The sequence below is a fragment of the Patescibacteria group bacterium genome, assembly GCA_040390045.1.
Taxonomy (GTDB): domain Bacteria; phylum Patescibacteriota; class Minisyncoccia; order Phycocordibacterales; family SIBU01; genus SIBU01.
Genome location: JAZJZC010000003.1, coordinates 88,120 through 104,397, shown reverse-complemented (window position 1 = coordinate 104,397; position 16,278 = coordinate 88,120). Strand labels below are relative to the sequence as shown.

The 16,278-nt window shown below is 43.8% G+C and carries 19 protein-coding genes; 4 read left to right on the top strand and 15 right to left on the bottom strand.

Features of this window, described 5'->3' with window-relative positions:
• Positions 1-240 precede the first annotated feature (240 nt).
• The 7 genes from V4467_03395 to V4467_03365 form a co-directional block, all read right to left on the bottom strand.
• The gene (locus V4467_03395; protein MES2088009.1) at positions 241-492 is read right to left on the bottom strand and encodes a hypothetical protein; all 252 of its coding nucleotides are present in this window, start codon (positions 490-492) and stop codon (positions 241-243) included.
• Between the two features lie 255 nt (positions 493-747).
• On the bottom strand, positions 748-1,173 hold the full coding sequence (gene rplK, locus V4467_03390; protein MES2088008.1) for a 50S ribosomal protein L11: 426 nt from the start codon (positions 1,171-1,173) through the stop codon (positions 748-750).
• A gap of 94 nt (positions 1,174-1,267) precedes the next feature.
• On the bottom strand, positions 1,268-1,813 hold the full coding sequence (nusG, locus tag V4467_03385; GenBank protein ID MES2088007.1) for a transcription termination/antitermination protein NusG: 546 nt from the start codon (positions 1,811-1,813) through the stop codon (positions 1,268-1,270).
• A 6-nt stretch (positions 1,814-1,819) separates the two neighbouring features.
• Positions 1,820-1,999, bottom strand: a complete 180-nt coding sequence (secE, locus tag V4467_03380) for a preprotein translocase subunit SecE (GenBank protein ID MES2088006.1) — start codon at positions 1,997-1,999, stop codon at positions 1,820-1,822.
• A 155-nt stretch (positions 2,000-2,154) separates the two neighbouring features.
• Entirely contained in the window at positions 2,155-2,961 is an 807-nt protein-coding gene (locus tag V4467_03375; protein MES2088005.1) for an SIMPL domain-containing protein, read from the bottom strand.
• Positions 2,962-3,067: 106 nt separating this feature from the next.
• A complete protein-coding gene (locus tag V4467_03370) occupies positions 3,068-3,670 on the bottom strand; it encodes a hypothetical protein (GenBank protein ID MES2088004.1) in 603 nt (200 codons plus the stop codon).
• A gap of 104 nt (positions 3,671-3,774) precedes the next feature.
• Positions 3,775-4,710: a bifunctional 5,10-methylenetetrahydrofolate dehydrogenase/5,10-methenyltetrahydrofolate cyclohydrolase gene (locus V4467_03365; GenBank protein ID MES2088003.1), complete on the bottom strand. Its 936-nt coding sequence runs from the start codon at positions 4,708-4,710 to the stop codon at positions 3,775-3,777.
• A gap of 67 nt (positions 4,711-4,777) precedes the next feature.
• Here V4467_03365 and V4467_03360 point away from each other — a divergent pair, with 67 nt between their 5' ends.
• Genes V4467_03360 through V4467_03345 form a run of 4 tightly spaced genes read left to right on the top strand, consistent with a single transcriptional unit; the run spans position 4,778 to position 8,552 of the window.
• Positions 4,778-5,050 (top strand): AbrB/MazE/SpoVT family DNA-binding domain-containing protein, encoded by a 273-nt coding sequence (locus V4467_03360; protein MES2088002.1) that lies wholly within the window; start codon positions 4,778-4,780, stop codon positions 5,048-5,050.
• On the top strand, positions 5,047-6,591 hold the full coding sequence (locus tag V4467_03355) for an efflux RND transporter periplasmic adaptor subunit (GenBank protein MES2088001.1): 1,545 nt from the start codon (positions 5,047-5,049) through the stop codon (positions 6,589-6,591). The genes V4467_03360 and V4467_03355 overlap by 4 nt, the downstream gene beginning before the upstream one ends.
• A gap of 2 nt (positions 6,592-6,593) precedes the next feature.
• On the top strand, positions 6,594-7,310 hold the full coding sequence (locus V4467_03350) for an ABC transporter ATP-binding protein (GenBank protein ID MES2088000.1): 717 nt from the start codon (positions 6,594-6,596) through the stop codon (positions 7,308-7,310).
• A gap of 3 nt (positions 7,311-7,313) precedes the next feature.
• The gene (locus V4467_03345) at positions 7,314-8,552 is read left to right on the top strand and encodes an ABC transporter permease (protein ID MES2087999.1); all 1,239 of its coding nucleotides are present in this window, start codon (positions 7,314-7,316) and stop codon (positions 8,550-8,552) included.
• Positions 8,553-8,597: 45 nt separating this feature from the next.
• Here the strand turns inward: V4467_03345 and V4467_03340 are convergent, their stop codons facing one another.
• From V4467_03340 to V4467_03305, 8 genes are all read right to left on the bottom strand, one after another.
• Positions 8,598-9,350, bottom strand: a complete 753-nt coding sequence (locus V4467_03340) for a hypothetical protein (protein MES2087998.1) — start codon at positions 9,348-9,350, stop codon at positions 8,598-8,600.
• 191 nt (positions 9,351-9,541) lie between these two features.
• Complete coding sequence (locus tag V4467_03335; GenBank protein ID MES2087997.1) at positions 9,542-10,120, bottom strand: TIGR00725 family protein; 579 nt, start codon at positions 10,118-10,120, stop codon at positions 9,542-9,544.
• Between the two features lie 80 nt (positions 10,121-10,200).
• Positions 10,201-10,515, bottom strand: coding sequence for a YerC/YecD family TrpR-related protein (locus V4467_03330; protein ID MES2087996.1), 315 nt, complete (start codon positions 10,513-10,515; stop codon positions 10,201-10,203).
• 199 nt (positions 10,516-10,714) lie between these two features.
• On the bottom strand, positions 10,715-11,587 hold the full coding sequence (locus V4467_03325; GenBank protein ID MES2087995.1) for a UTP--glucose-1-phosphate uridylyltransferase: 873 nt from the start codon (positions 11,585-11,587) through the stop codon (positions 10,715-10,717).
• Between the two features lie 139 nt (positions 11,588-11,726).
• Positions 11,727-12,821, bottom strand: a complete 1,095-nt coding sequence (locus V4467_03320; GenBank protein MES2087994.1) for a hypothetical protein — start codon at positions 12,819-12,821, stop codon at positions 11,727-11,729.
• Positions 12,822-12,993: 172 nt separating this feature from the next.
• Positions 12,994-13,851, bottom strand: a complete 858-nt coding sequence (locus V4467_03315; protein MES2087993.1) for an aminoglycoside phosphotransferase family protein — start codon at positions 13,849-13,851, stop codon at positions 12,994-12,996.
• Between the two features lie 11 nt (positions 13,852-13,862).
• Positions 13,863-14,426 (bottom strand): hypothetical protein, encoded by a 564-nt coding sequence (locus tag V4467_03310; protein ID MES2087992.1) that lies wholly within the window; start codon positions 14,424-14,426, stop codon positions 13,863-13,865.
• Between the two features lie 164 nt (positions 14,427-14,590).
• Entirely contained in the window at positions 14,591-16,273 is a 1,683-nt protein-coding gene (locus V4467_03305) for a helix-turn-helix domain-containing protein (protein MES2087991.1), read from the bottom strand.
• Positions 16,274-16,278 lie beyond the last annotated feature (5 nt).

The following is a 16,278-nucleotide window of genomic DNA, read 5'->3' as shown; positions in this document are numbered from 1 at the left end:
AACGAACGCTGAAGTACGCGGAACAGACGCAGAAGGAAAAGTAAAAATTTGTACGATATATCGTACAAATTTTTACTTATTTTAAATATTTTTCCACTAGCGCCGGAACTTCCTTTTCAAAATCCGTGTATCGCTCGAAATGAAAATTTGGTTTAGAGATACCGCGAACAATTTTGGAAACAAATGAGTCTGTGTGAGCCACAGCGAGCACTGGCAAGCCACGCTTCTCAATAACAGTCGCTAGTCATAGCCCATCCCCGTGGAGGGATAATCACAAATCGCAAGCATGGCATCGCAGGCGGCAACACAGCCCAAAATATCGTGCTGGTAAATCTCGGCAGGTGTGTGTTCTCCCAATCCCACAAATTCTAAAACTTCAAATCCTTGACCTCTCAAAATATTTTTAACCCGAACAATCTTTTCAAGAAATTCTTTTTTATTGTCTTCGGTCAGTCCTCCTAGGGCGCAACCGACGTATAGTTTAGTTTTCATATATTTTTTATTTAAAGCAATTTTACCACAAAACCCCCACTATCACGTAGTAGTTTTGCTAACTCATTCTTTCGCGATTCTTATCGCGAAATCCTAGCGAGAACTATCCTTGTGCGGAATGTTCGCAGGCGGTTTGCTTGGTCCGATACTGAATATTTTTGAGAAAAAATATTCAGTATCGGAAACCGCCGAGTACTAAAAAGCCCTCCGCAGGAGAGGGCTTTTGCGTTCCGCATAAGGATAGTTTGAGCGCTTCTAACCCTTAACTTCTATCCCCATCGATCGGCATGAACCTTCGATAATCTTCATAGCAGCCTCAACGGTATTAGCATTTAAATCTTTTAGTTTTTTCTCAGCAATTTCGCGAACTTTAGCTTTGGTAATCGTTCCGGCTTTACTGACCACATTTTTGCCTGAACCCTTCTCCTTTCCGGCAGCCTTGAGAATAAGCGACGTAGCCGGAGGAGTTTTGAAAACTAAATCAAAAGTTCGATCTTCGTATACAGAAATTTCTACAGGAACAATATCCCCTTTCATATCCTTGGTCCCAGCGTTAAAACGTGTGACAAATTCACCAATGTTTACTTTAGCTTGACCGAGCGCGGGTCCAATCGGCGGTGCCGGGTTGGCTTTTCCACCTTCAATCAAGAGTTTAAGTTTTTTTACTGCTTTTTTGGCCATATATAGATTAAAGTTAAAAGATTAAAGATTTAAGTAAGAAAAAGTCGGAGAAACACTACTTTAATCTATAATCTTAAATCTGACAACTGTCGAATTAGATTTTCTTCACCTGAAGAAAATCTAATTCGACTGGTGTTTCCCGACCGAACATGCTGACCAAAACCTTTACCTTGCCACGCTCACTATCGACTTCACCCACTTTTCCTTCCAAATCTTTAAATGGGCCGTCAACAATGGTTACTGCGTCTTCTACTTCCAAATCAATATTGTGTTTGACCACATCGGAATTCATTCTACTAAAGAGTGTTTCCACTTCGGCCTTATCAAGTGGCACCGGAAAAACTCCGGAACCTACGAACCCGGTTACTCGTGGCGTATTTCGCACCACATACCAAGAGTCATCCGTAACGGTCATATCAACGAGCACATACCCGGGATAAATTTTTTCCTCCTCCTCTACTCGCTTGCCTCCCTTGATCTTAATTTTCTTTTCAACGGGCACGAGCACATTAAAAATGCGGTCTTCCATTCCCAGAGATTCGATACGCTGTTTTAGATTTCGCGCCACCGCGTTTTCATATCCTGCGTAGGTATGAATAGCATACCAATTTCTTCCTTCTTGAATTTTTTGTTTTGACATAAAAAATTAAAGTACAAATTTTTGCAATAACGTAGAAAAAATAAAATCGAGTCCACCGAGATAGAATGCTGTGGCAAAAGAAATAACAACTACCACGATACTGTAGATAATCGCTTGGCTTCTGGTTGGCCAACTGACATGGGCGAGTTCGGCTTTTGTTTCCTGTAAATATTGTCCTAATTTCATGTTTTGTTTGCTTATTACTCTTTATTGTATCAAAAAACCCCGCTCGGGGTTACCCCAATACAATACTCCTTTCGTTTGAAATGTCAAGTAAAATCCCCGTCCCGATGTACATCGGGACGGGGATTTTTGTTAAATTTTGTCTTCCAAAACTCGATTTACCGAATCTCGTAGGTAATGCTAACGTTTGAAGTGATTTTGTTTGTTCCCCCCGGTAGCTCTGGTGTTGCCATATCAGCCCCGCCCATGCCCAAAGCTTGTGATTTGGCATAATACATTGGCATTGGATAGGAACCGCTTTCAGAGAAACTGACAATTCTTACGAGGGAAACGCCGAGGTCGTTGGCCAAACTTTTGGCACTTGTTTGAGCGTCTTTTATAGCTATCACGCGAGCTTGTTTTGCAACTTGCTCCTGCCCATCAACACTGAAAGTGAGACCGCTCAAGTCGGTGACACCGAGCTCACCGAGACTGCCGATAATTTTTCCGGCATCAGCAATTTTTCGAACCTTCACTTCCACGGATTCAGTCACAACATATCCTGCGAGAATTTGTTTGCCATTTGGACCGTAGATGCTAGCGTTCTGATATTCATAACGAGGATACAAATTGTATCCAGAAACTTTTACGTCATCCTTAGAAACACCGGCTTTCTCAATGAATGCCAAAACCTCTTTTTCTTTTTTGGCAACCTCATCCTGAGCTGTAGCAACCACCAACGATTCCTCGGTGATGCTAAACGTAAATGTTGCGATGTCAGGCTTAACAACTACATCACCCTTTCCAGAAACCGTGATAGTTGTTTGTGGCGGAATGTCCTTGCCAATCAAAGACCAACCCTTTACTTCAGTGACCGATTTCGCCACCAAAAAAACTGTTAACAAAACCAAGGCGGCAATCCCCGCTTTGTGAAGTCTACCGTCTACCCAATGAGAGCAATTACATGTATTTTTTTCGTTTTCCATAATTTTATTGATTGATTAACTGCTAACGTTTCAATTCTAACACAAAAAAACAGCATCGCACATTTCTGAGCGATACTGGTAAAGCGAAAGTACTAAAGTCGAGGGGTTAAGAAACCCTAGCTTCCAAAGGCTCGGGATTTACAAACGAAGCTACAAGGAATTCACGATCGACCTTAGATTTAAGGCAATGGGGGACACGCTCCCACTCCACGCCTTTCCGAAAGAGACACGCCACATGCCGATCGCCATCCCAATGGCAAAACACGGTGTTAGGAAACACAACAACTTCGACATTCCTGGGCAAATATTTCCAATTCTGCTCCTTGGCATAAAAATCGAACGCGCAGGCGTTCATTGAACCGGGCACTGCTTGCGCCCTTAGCAGAAAATCATCGCCGTCAATAACCTTTTCTCCGTCTTTTAGAACATCAGTGAGAGCGAACTTCGAAGGATTGACCCACCCACACGGAAGATGTTGGATAATTGGTTTTTCCTGCTTCGCCCAACCTGGAATTTCTGGCTGACCGTTGCAGCTGAAGGAACCTATTGTCATCTGCGTTAGCTCCTGCAAACCAGCAAGAACGGCCTCAGTGTCGAGCACCCCCTTTAGGAGTTGGCGACGGAGCTGGCTTTCGTACCGAGTATAGGTGGAGGTTTGTTCCGCACTTAGTTTCCGACGATCGTCGATAGCAACCCTACTACTGGTCATAACAATTTCCTTTGTTTCTGCCCGACGCTAAAAACAGCGGGCGGTTTTGATGTTTAACAAAACAATCTTTTTCAAAAATCTAAATGGAATACTGACACAAATATTTACCTATTGTCAACCGCTGCTGCCTCAATCAGATTCTCGAATAAAGAAAGCACTGTCATCGGCCCCACTCCGCCGGGAACTGGTGAAATGGCGGCGACAATATTTTTAACAGCTTCAAAATCGACATCCCCTACCAATTGCCGCTTTGGGATTTCATACTCCAATTTTTCAACACTTTCTTGTTTGAACGTGCTGCTAGCCACTGAGTTGATACCGACGTCAACCACCACCTGACCCTTCGAAACGTATTCGACAGTTACAAAATGGGGGTGGCCAACGGCGACAATCAGAATCTCAGCGTTTCTACTTTTTTCAGGAACATTATTGGTTTCCCGATGACAAACCGTAACTTCCGCCCCCTCTCGCGCCAACAGTGTTGCAATCGGGGCGCCGACTAACGCCGATCTTCCTATTACCGTCACTTTTTTCCCAGAAACGGAAACATCGTATCCGCGCAGAAGTGATAAAACCCCTCGTGCAGTTGCGGGAATTACCGCTTTGGAATTTCCAGACTCAAGCAATTTTTTATTTTCTGATGTGAGTCCGTCAGTGTCCTTCGAAACACTAATAGTGTCGATCACTTTTTGTTTGTTGAAAGATTCTGGAATCGGCAACTGAACAATAATACCGTGGATGCCCGGATCAACATTTAGTTTTTCAATAGCGTTTTCGAGATCAGCCTGAGAAACATCATTCGGAAATTGGGTATGAAAAAAACCTGCGCCAATTTTCTCAGCAAATTTTCTTTTTTGCTCAATGTAGGCTTTGGATTCAGCGAGATCCCCCACCTGTATGATGGCCAAGGTCGGTTTCCTGCCGCTTTGCACAATGGCGGTTTTTAACCTATCCACACCTTGGTCGCGCAACACACGGCCGTTAAGAATGGTCACTCCCTCTGATTTTATTTCGTTGTCGTTGAAATGTATGCGAGCCATTGCCAATCGAGTATATCACGGTGACACGTGAAGAGCCCAGTTGGTTGACAGAGGTTTTGTAGGGTGTATGATAAATCCTACATTTCATACTTCTTCACAAAAAACTATGTTAAAACCAAACAAACATTCTATCGGTATCACCACTCTTGGAGAAAAGGGGCAGGTTGTCATTCCCTCTGAAATACGAAATAATCTTAAGTTGAAAAAGGGCGACAAACTGATCGTGTTTGCTAAAGATGAAGACATGATCGGCATAGCAAAAGTATCCAACCTTGAAAAATTTGCATCGCATCTCTCCACGATTCAAAATATTATTCAGAAACTTAAAACAAAAAAATGAAATTAGATTTCCTCAAGAAAAAAAGTGTATACATCCCCATTGCAATTGTAGTTTTTGTGGTGCTTCTCCTAACCTACTTCGGAAACAGAAAACCAACTCTTACTACTACCGTCGTGGCAAAACTAGAAAATCTGTCACAGGAGGTTACTGTCTCTGGTGCGGTTAAAGCCAAAGAAGCGGTGGAATTGGCCTTTGAAAAAGGAGGCCGAATCAGATCAATTAACGCCAATGTTGGTGATCATGTAACCGCCGGAAGCATTGTCCTGGCGCTTGAAAATGGTGTTGAAATTTCTGCCGTCGAAGATGCTCAAGCTAAACTGGCTTCAAAACAAGCCCACTTTGACGACCTTAAAGCCGGTGGCCGCCCCGAAGAAATCGCCCTAAAAGAATCTGGGTTAGCAAAAGCTGAATCAGATTTGGCAACCGATTATTCACAAGCGCCAAATATTATTCTCGACGCCTACAACAAAACTGACAACGCCATACACCGCCAGGCTGATATTCTTTTCGGAAATACCTCGTCTTCAAATCCTCAAATTAATTTTAACTCAGGAGACCAGCAAGCTGTTATTGATGCCCAGGCGGCGCGTTTCAGTATGCAAGGTATGCTCAGTAATTTTAAAAATTTAATTCAAACACCGCTCACCACTACCCTCGAAACCGAAAAGGCTTTGTCGCAGGCAAAAGATTACTTGCTCGCAGCCAATGACTTTTTAATAAAAACCAGCCGAGTATTGAACGCCGCTATCAATCTTTCAGAAAGTACGCTCGCGACGGACAAAGATGCGCTCAGTACCGCTCGAACCAATATCAACACAGCGCTCACCAACATTAACGACCAAATTCAAACCATCGCCACTCAAAAAATTACAGTACAAACATCAAAAAATGATCTCGAACTGACCAAGGCTCCTGCAACGGTAGAAGTATTGGCGGGTGCGACAGCAGATATCGACAGCGCCAAAGCTAACGTCAGAAATGCTCAAGCCCTTCTTCTTAAAACCTATATTGTCAGTCCTATTTCCGGAGTTATCACCAAGCAAGATGGAAAGATCGGTCAAATCGCCAGTGGCAACTCCCCTATCGTTGCTGTAATGAGCGGAAATTTTAAAGTGGAAGCCTTCGTACCTGAAGTTGATGTAGCAAAAATCGCTGTGGGCAATCCGGCTGACATTACACTCGATGCCTATGGAAGCGATGTGGTGTTTAGTAGTCATGTAGTCAAAGTTGATCCCGCGGAAACTATTATTGATAATGTGTCGACCTACAAAGCCACGCTAGAATTTGATAAAGATGACGCGCGAATCCGATCGGGCATGACTGCCAACACCGACATCCAAACAGCCGAACGTAAAAATGCACTCTCCCTTCCACAACGCGCTGTTTACGAAAAACTCGGCAAGAAATTTGTTCGAGTAACCACGGATGGAAAAAATCTTGAAGAGCGAGAAGTAACTGTCGGAATCAGAGGATCAAATGGAGACATTGAAATTTTGAGTGGGCTTGAAGCCGGAGAAACTGTAATGGCCACCGGAAAATAAAAATGCCCCTAATTGAAGTAAAAAATCTAAACAAAACCTATAGCGACGAAGGTGTCTCAACCACGGCACTTAAGGATGTTTCCTTTTCCATAAACGAAGGTGACTTTGTGGCGATCATGGGACCATCGGGATCAGGAAAATCCACCCTGCTCCACATCTTAGGCCTTCTCGACAAACACAGCGACGGTGATTATTTTTTCCAAGGAAAAAATGTGGCGCTGTACAGCGATCTTGAATTGGCGAGAATGCGTAACGAAGAAGTGGGATTTATTTTCCAAACTTTCAACCTCCTGGCCCGCACCACAGTACTCGAGAACGTAAAACTTCCCCTTCTCTACTCTCGTGTTCCAGAAAAAGATTGGGATAGACTGGCCCGTGAAGCGATTGAATCCGTCGGCATGTCACACCGATTGACGCATGAACCTTCGGAACTTTCAGGAGGTGAACGCCAGCGCGTCGCTATCGCTCGGTCTCTCATTAATAAACCGAAAATTATTTTCGCAGACGAACCAACCGGAAACCTCGACTCAAAATCGGGCCAAATTGTTATGGAGCTCATTCAAAAACTTAATGATAACGGACACACCGTCATTCTTATCACCCACGAAACCTACACCGCGGAAAATGCCAAAAGAATCATCCGCCTGTCTGACGGCTTGATTCAGAGCGATGAAATCGTTTCCAATCGAAGAAAGGCGTTTGAAAAATTTGTAAAATAATTTATGAAACTTACCTATAGTGTAAAAAATGCCGTCACCGGACTTAAGACGAACAAAACTCGTTCCTTTTTGACGATCTTCGGTATTGTCATCGGTATCACCTCGATCATTCTGGTTATGTCACTCGGAGCGGGAGCCCAGAATTTTATTCTCTCTCAAGTCCAAGGTCTCGGCACCAAAACCGTAGCGGTCATTCCGGGACGCGAACCCAAGGGACCGTCGGATTCCGCCCAACTTTTTAGCGACTCACTCAAGGAAAAAGATTTGATTGAATTGAATAAAAAACAAAATGTGCCCAATCTTTCTAAAGTGATGCCCGTAGTTTTCGGCGGAGAAACCGGACTCTACGAAAGTAATACCTACCGACTAACGGTCTTCGGAGGCACCGAACTCATGTCGAGTATTTTTGATCTTGAACCTGAAGAGGGGCAATTTTTCACCGAGGATGATGTCAAAGCCCGGGCAAATGTCGTGGTTATCGGCTCAAAAGTTAAAGAAGAACTTTTCGGATCGAGCGAAGCCGTTGGTCAAAAAATTAGAATCAAAAATTTAAATCTACGAGTCATCGGTGTTCTGCCCAAAAAAGGCCAGGTGTCATTTTTCAACTTTGACGAAATCGCCATGATTCCCTACACCACTGCCCAAGAATATATTTTCGGTATTAAATATTTTCATCGATTGATCGTTGAAGCCGACAGCGAAAAAAATATCGACAACGTGGCAGAAGATGTTCGCATCACTTTACGAAATTCCCACGGCATTACCGACCCTGAAAAGGACGATTTCTTTGTTCAAACCCAAGCTGACCTTGCGAGTAGACTCGGATCAATCACGACCGCTCTTACCTTATTTCTCGTTGCCATGGCATCGATTTCCCTTTTTGTTGGTGGTGTTGGCATCATGAACATCATGCTCGTTTCAGTAACTGAACGCACCAAAGAAATTGGTTTGCGAAAATCAATCGGCGCTACTAATAAAGATATCCTGACCCAATTTTTAATCGAGGCAACAGTACTCACGGTGTTAGGAGGGTTCATCGGAATTTTAATTGGAACAGGACTCTCGTTTATTATCGCTCAACTCCTCACGAAATTTGCCGCTATCGATTGGTCATTTAGTTTCCCATGGCTCGGTGCCCTGCTCGGTCTCGGTGTTTCGGCTACGATTGGACTTGTCTTCGGTATCTACCCTGCCAAAAAAGCCGCTGAAAAAAGTCCTATGGAGGCACTGAGGTATGAATAAATAAAAAAACCAGCAATGGTTTTGCTGGCTTGAAACGTATCTAACTCAATAACAAGAATCGCTAATCCCGGGTCTTGTGATCCACTCTTTAACAACTACTTTCTCGAAAAACTTCAAAAAGTCTTCTGACAATCTTTTGAAGTGTTTTGTGGCGTACGCCCGTCTCACGTCTTCTCCGCCACACTCACAGAGAGTGCTCAAAGAATTGATAGGAACCTTCAAGCCCTTATCGGAAGAATGCGCAACAAGCAGTGAGGAATAGAGGGTCTCATAACCCTTAAGGCTGTTCTTTCTGGTTATCCAGCTACCAGCATGCCAAACCGCATTAGGAAACTTCCAAGCATTGCGCTCACGAAGTTTAACGAGAGTTTGACCAGAACTAATAACATCGTCCAAAACAAGAATCGCTCTAATTCCGGAATTGATAAACCTTCTCGTGTAAATTTCTCCAACTGTAACTACGGGATCTTGATCGGGAAACCAAAAACGTTTGGCGTAGACATGTTTGTACGTATACGAATCTTTAAAGACTGAGCCTCTACAAACATCAACCGCACTCGCGCCAGGAAACACAAGTAAGGCCTCCTCTTTCTTAACTCCGTTGAGATCGCAAAATGTGCAGAGCAGTTGATCTAGACTCTCAGCAAGAGTGGATTCATAAAATGAGAGAAGTTTTTTCCCATCCTCCCAAGCAATTTCCTGTAACACACTGAGACTTTTTGAACTGATACAAGTTGGAGCGATGAGAACAAGGCCGTTAGTCGAAACCGTCTCGTTAATTCTATATTTGATTTTCATTTTTAACTTTCTTCAAGCGATCGTGATTAGGTTTACAAAGAGCACACTCTTTCCAAAAGAAAAATCCCTTCTGAAAAGGGATTGATGGTGAGCACCTTGAAAATAAAAATCACACCCAATCTCTTTTCATAAGAAAATTGAGGGAATGATGAGTGATATTAAAATTTTTGTTTCGTTGGCTCTTCATAAATTTAAACTAGAGATAAAACTTTAGTAACTGCGTCCTTTGGTGTTTTGGCTCTGATGAGCTTGACTAATTGACGCTCATCAACAAATTTCCCTACCAACTTCTCGCCCCATCCGCCCATGCCACCCAAAACGACGACCGGCTTTTTGTTGCGATAGGCAATTGCAATCTCTTGAAGCGTCCCGGCGCCACCGCCAAGTACGATAAGTGCATCCGACATTAAAACAAGAAAAAGTTCATCCATACCGTCCGCCTCCATACCCGTCAGCACTTCAACGTCAGTAAATTTGTTCGATGTTCGACGACGATTTCCTTTAATTATTCCAACGGTTACTCCTCCACCCCTCTTGGCGCCACGAGCAGCCGCTTCCATAATCCCACCTTTACCACCAGTCACGACAACAGCTCCCCGCTGCGCCAAAAGAAAACCGATATCTTCGGCCGCTTTCTCCATAGCTTGTGACGCCCCACCTTTCCCAGGATATTCGGTTTGCGACGCAGACCCGATAACACCAATTTGTAATTTTCTTTTTTGGTCTAATGGTTTTTCTGCTTTTATTTTTGTTAGTTGTTTCTTTTTCATACACGTAATATATTTTCTCTGCACTTTAGTTAACTAAAGTAATTATTTTAAAAAAATTCGGTAAACTTCTATTTCTTCATCTATTTCTTTTTTGGGAACCGTGAGAGTGCGATACGATACCCTCCCATTCCGCCTTTCACCCACTTCTTTACCCGAGCGATAGTCGTTGAACTCAAACCGGTTGTTTCGCTAATAGCGTTGTAATGCACCTTTTTATCGAGCATTTGAGCCACATAAAAACGATGGCCAAACTCAACCAGTTCCGCTTCCGTAAGTAAATCTCGCAAAAAGGCTTTGATTTCGGAACCGTTTCGCAAAACTGAAAATGCCTTTACCAGAGCCTCGGTGCGAGCATTGTCCCATGTTTTTTTAACTTTGCCTCTGGTTTTTTTCATGTGGTGTCTGTGTAACTAAATTCAGCTTGTTCTTCTCTTCTTCAAATTCTCACAAACTAATTACTTTAGTTGACTAAAGTGTAGCAAAACAGAATTTTTTGTCAATACCTGTTACTTTAGTTGACTAAAGTAACAGGTATTGGGTTTTTGGTTATTTTAAACTAATTTGGAGTAACCTGAGCCACTTTAAATTAGTACGCTATAGATTTTTAAGATAGGCCTTGAGTTTTGGGCCCAGTTCTGGATGTTTCAAACCAAAATGAATGTTGGCTTTCATGAAATTAAATTTATCTCCCGTGTCGAGCCATTCACCTTCCAGCATTCGTCCGTAAATTTTTTCACCGCGGGAGAGCATGAGCTCAAATGCGTTCGCCAGTCGAAGTTCACCAGAAAATCCGCCTTTTTTATTTAACTCCTCGAGTGCATCAAAAACTTGCGGCGTAATAATATATTTCCCGGGCACCACAATGTTGGTCGGCGCAGTTTCCACACTTGGCTTTTCCACAAAAGATTTTATTTCCCAGTGCTTGTCATCAATTTTTGTGCCATCGATAACGCCGAACTTTGAAACCTCATCTTTCGGAATTTCGGCAAGACCAAGAATCGGCGCGTTAAATTTTTCATAGGAATCCAAAAGTTGTTTGCAGGTTGGCACGTCGCTGTCGTACAAACAATCGCCAAAAACTACGAGCACCGGTTCGTCTCCGATAAGTCTCCGTGCTTGCAATAAGGCGTGTCCATCTCCACGAGCATCCTTCTGGCGAACGTAGGAAAATTCAGCGAGATTTGAAATGTCCCGAATCAGCTTCGCTTGCTCAGGTTTCCCCTTTGCTTCGAGTGTACCCTCAAGTCCTGGCGCCACATCAAAATGATCTTCGATAGTTCGCTTCTCACGTCCGGTGATAAAAATAATTTCCTTTATGCCTGAGGCCACGACGTCTTCTACAAGATATTGGACGACTGGTTTATCAACCACAGGAAGCATTTCCTTTGGCATGACCTTGGTCGCTGGCAAAAAACGGGTCCCAAGACCGGCGACTGGAAGTAAGGCTTTGGTGATTTTTGAGGGCATAAGTAAAAGGAGTATAGCAAAACTTATATTAAATGTAACCTCGAAGAGAGGAAGTTATTACAAAAGCTAGACACTTAGTGTCTAGAAACTGTTGGAAAAATAAAAAATGCCACCAAGGTGGTGGCATACACAAAAACTTTCACTGATAACAAAAATATTCCTCTGGCTCCCACCTCCATTGACCATCACCGGTAACGTGTTTGAGTAAAAATCGGCCGGTCCGATTTTGCAAATATTCTTCGAATCGTCCACAATACGCTGTTTTCTCGTCAATTGGCCCGCGAGGTGGGAACAAAACTACGCCATGGCCAGCTGAAACCTTTTTGCTGACAAAGGCTGGAAATTTCCTTTCCCAAAGCTCGTGTTGGACTTCGGGATGGAAACCGAACTCAAACTTTGTCGGGGTCCAATTCCTATAAACCGCTGGAATCCGAAACTGCCAGGAGGCAATTTTTCCTTGCTGCAGTCTGCTGTAGCCTTCGAGCACCTCACCTTGCTCTTTCCCAACAAAGAGAAAAGCGAACGGATGCCAAAAACCAAAGTTGGAACCACCAGCTTCCCGTAGCATTGGCATGTGATACTCGTGATGAATAGCCAACGACATGGCGGATTTGGGAATATTAAATAAATTCAAAACTTCCCTCGCGTGAACTACCCACAAAGCGGCAGTCAGGTCGTCACCTTGTCGTTGTTGATGTTTGCAATCGGCACACAAGCTAGGGAAAAGAGCGCCTAGTTTTCTGGTAGGTTCGCTTAATTCCAATACCGCCTGATGCCTGTACATTGAAACACCGGCAAACGAACCAAGCTCCACTATAGAGTTAACAAAAAGCCAGTGAAGCATGGCGAACGTTTTCTCGGGATCAAAAACCACGAGTGTCATCGGCGTAGTTTCGTGAATTGGAACTGTTTCCCCAACAAGGAAGTAAGAGCGGTTGAGTAACGCGTTGCGCAAGTCATCAGCGGCAACATTCCAATATTTTTCCATAAGCGAGTTGTACAACTCCGCCATGATTCGAACTGCACCTAAACGTGCATGAAGTTTCGCCGAAAACTGACTCTTCGTTAAACCAGGGAACTCCCTGCGAATGTCATCGATAAAATCCACGGGGCTTCTGTCGAACTGGCCGCGACAAACCCTGAAGGCCTTGCTGGTCGCCAACTTAGAAACAAGCCACGCTCTTTGCTCATCCGAGCAAGGTATGGCTTCAGGCACTCGATCTTTTATTTTCATGGTACTGATCACTTCTGAAGCGAGAAACCTCGAGGAGGTCTCCCAGGTTTTAGCCGTTCCCCGCGGGGGAAAAACTAGGACATCAAAAGTCTTTTGCGTGCGCAAAAGTATGTCCAAATCTAATACTGGCCTACAAAATCTAAAAGGTCAAGGTTGGGAAATCGTCGAAAAATTACAACAGATAATTTTTCTTAAAAAGCTCGTAGCGCCATTGTTGGAGCTTGGGCATCCGATGATTCCTTTTCACAAGCCAGATGGCTCGGAGAAATTCAAAATGCTGAAGATAATCAGAAATTTTCGGCAACCCTGCCGCTATGTAAATTGCGTCGAGCCTCTTGTAGTACAGGGCTTTCTGCTCATCAGTAAAAGAACTGAGGCGAATGTATTCATAACCAGTAACACTTGGAAAATACTCGTTGCTAAAAATGTTGGTTACGAGGTCATATCCGGCCGGTCCATAATAGGTTTCCTCAAAATCAATAACACCTTTAGGAAAAATATTGTGAGGGTTAAAATCACCCTGTGTTAAAACTTGAGGGAAAACTTTGAGCCCTGTGAGAGCTTGCTGATAACGCTCAGAAATTCTTTGCGAAAATTCCGGCAATTCATCTTTCAAATCATCCGGCCCGACAAGCTTGGTGAAAGAGACATCTGTCATGTCTACGGTGGCGGAGCGAAGTTGGGCACGCGCAAATTTTTCGGAAACTGAAATAAACCGCTCGAACAACTCAGGCGAAATCACCCCGTCCTTGTCAAAGTCATGTTTGAACAGAAAACTAAAACACTCATCACCAAGTGACTCTTCAATAAAATAGGCTTGCGATTCAAATTCGCCAGAACCTACAGTAGGCGCAACTGGAAAACCAAATGAATCGAATTTTTTATGAAGCGACAACATTGCCGCCACCACTTCTGGCTTCCCCACCCGAGCATAAAACTTTCCAGAGGTGTAAACGGTAACCTCGCCTCGGCGACTCTGTCGGACGATTTTAAATTTTTTTCCATCGATAATAATTTCCGGTTCAGTCATAATCAGAAAAACTAAACCGTTCGAACAATCATTGCAAGTAGCAGAATGCCAAAAAAGTTAAATACGAAAGAAATAGGAATTAAAAAAATCAATCGGGTTTTTGAAACGCCCATCAAGGCGAGGCCCAGTTCATCGGGCAGTGGCGACGCGATAATAATTCCCCCGAGTACCGGCAAAAGCCACTTCAAGAATCCTAAATGAAACGAAGCGAAAAAATGCTTGCGCCAAAACTTTCGCAAGACTTTTATTAAGTCATCGGCGAACACATCGCGAATAAAGAAAAATAAAAGGAGATCACCAAAGACCGCGCCGAGCGCGCCCCAAAAAGCTACGACAAACATGGGGCCTGAAGCGGCTAACCCAGCTAGAGCTACCGAGGCTGGTGCAATGGTAAAGGCCGAGGTGAAAAAAATACCTGCAATGAAACTACCGATGACTTTGTAGCCTTCTGTGGCTGACAAAAAATGACTGACCACACCTGATCGCACGAGCCCGTAGGCCACCACAGCACTCAAAAGAATGATCGATATGTCATTGGCAAAGCGATAATTTTTTACATTTTTTTTCTGTTTCATTACTATAAGTATACAACAGTAAAAATGTGGGCGAAATGTGGCTTCACAAGTTTTTTAATTCTCCCTTTCTTAAAAGGAGTGGCTCATTCTTATGAGACGAGGGATTTAAAAATCCTCCGACCTCGAAGACTCGGCCACCTCCTTTAGGAAAGGAGGAATGAAATCTATTTCAAAAATGCGGCGCGAATGAGATTGAGATCATCGTATGAATATTTTTTGCCGAGTGCCTCAAACACCGGTGCCAATTTTTCAGAGCCCAGTTCTTTAAACACTGCTCTAATTTCGGTTAAATTTTTTTCGGCCTCGATTGAAATAATTTTCCGCAAATCGTCTGTAGTGACTTTTCCTCGCATGAAAAGTTCCTCAAAATGAGCAGTGACCGTTCGCGTGCCGATCTCACGCAACGTTGCAATCTCGGCGATTGACTTCCCCGCCTTCCACAAGTCAAAGGTTTCGTCGTATGTTGTCACGCCAGGAATTTTCTTTTTTAAACTTTTAAGTTTCTTAGGTTGTATCTTCTCAGGAGTTCCTCCACAAGCTCGAATAAAATTTTTCTCCATTTTTTGAAGTTCTGCTGGGGACAATTTTTCAAAAGCATCGCCCGCCTCTTCCGACTGCTCCTTAAACTTACTGTCAACAACTAAAATGTCTGGGTGGACTTCAAGCGCGCGCTGGTTGTACCCGAGTAAAAACAAACCCGAAAATGAACGGACTCGTGAAAGCGCTACGTAGCCTTGGCCGTATTCAAACGCCTGAGAAAGATCAATCACCGCCGCATCGAGTGTCATACCTTGGCTTTTGTGCACCGTTATGGCCCAGGCAAGTCGAAGCGGCACTTGGGTAATTTTAGCCAAAGTTTTTGAACCATCAGTAATCGTCCACTCCATCGGCTCAACTGCAATTTTAGCGCTGCCGAGCGTCGCGACTATTGGAGCGCCAGTGTCACTAAAGCCGGAAATTTCTCCGAGTGTTCCATTGGCAAAACCTTCTTCAAAATTATTTTTGGTAAACATCACTCGCGCGCCAACTTTAAGCAACAATCGTTCCGGCGACAAACAGCCTTTTTTAAGTCCGAGTAATAATCTCTCCGGCCCAACTGAATCCATAATAAACTCACGAACGTCGCTCGCAATGGCGGCTAATTTTTGATTATTCACTTTGTCGACATCAATATTATGCGAATACAATCGCGTATGGGTATGCGCCGCTCCGGCTTTTGGTTCAATTCTTCTCTCGGTGAGCGCTAAATGAGCACCCTCATCCACATCCCCACTGCGAAGACTCGATAAAAAGGAAATAAATTGTTCGTCATCCTGACGGTGTTGCTCGGTGAGATAACAAATAAGTGGCGACGCATCCTTCCACGATGGCGACATAAAGGCAAACTTCGATGGTGGCTCACCCATTCTCGAGATTGGCGGTAACTGAAAAAAATCTCCCACAAACACCACCTGAAGTCCGCCAAAAACTTCTTGATTTCTTCTGAGTGCGCGACACGCCTGATCAACCGCGGTCAGTGTTAAAGCATCGAGCATTGAAATCTCATCAATGATCAAAACTTTGGCGCGAGAAACACGCCTGGTCAATCGTTCGTTGGTTCCCATTTTATCGAGATCTTGTTCCGACAAAACTTTGGCAATGCCGATGCCGGACCATGAGTGAATAGTCACACCTCCAATATGCGTCGCAGCAATGCCAGTTGAAGCGGTAATGGCTGGTTCAATGTCATGTTCACGCAAATATTCCACGTAGCGATTAACGCTATGCGTTTTTCCGGAGCCGGGCTCCCCCGTCAAAAAAACGTTGGCCCCGGTTTTTAAAATTGTGAAAGCCGCCTCTTGAGTCATGGGGG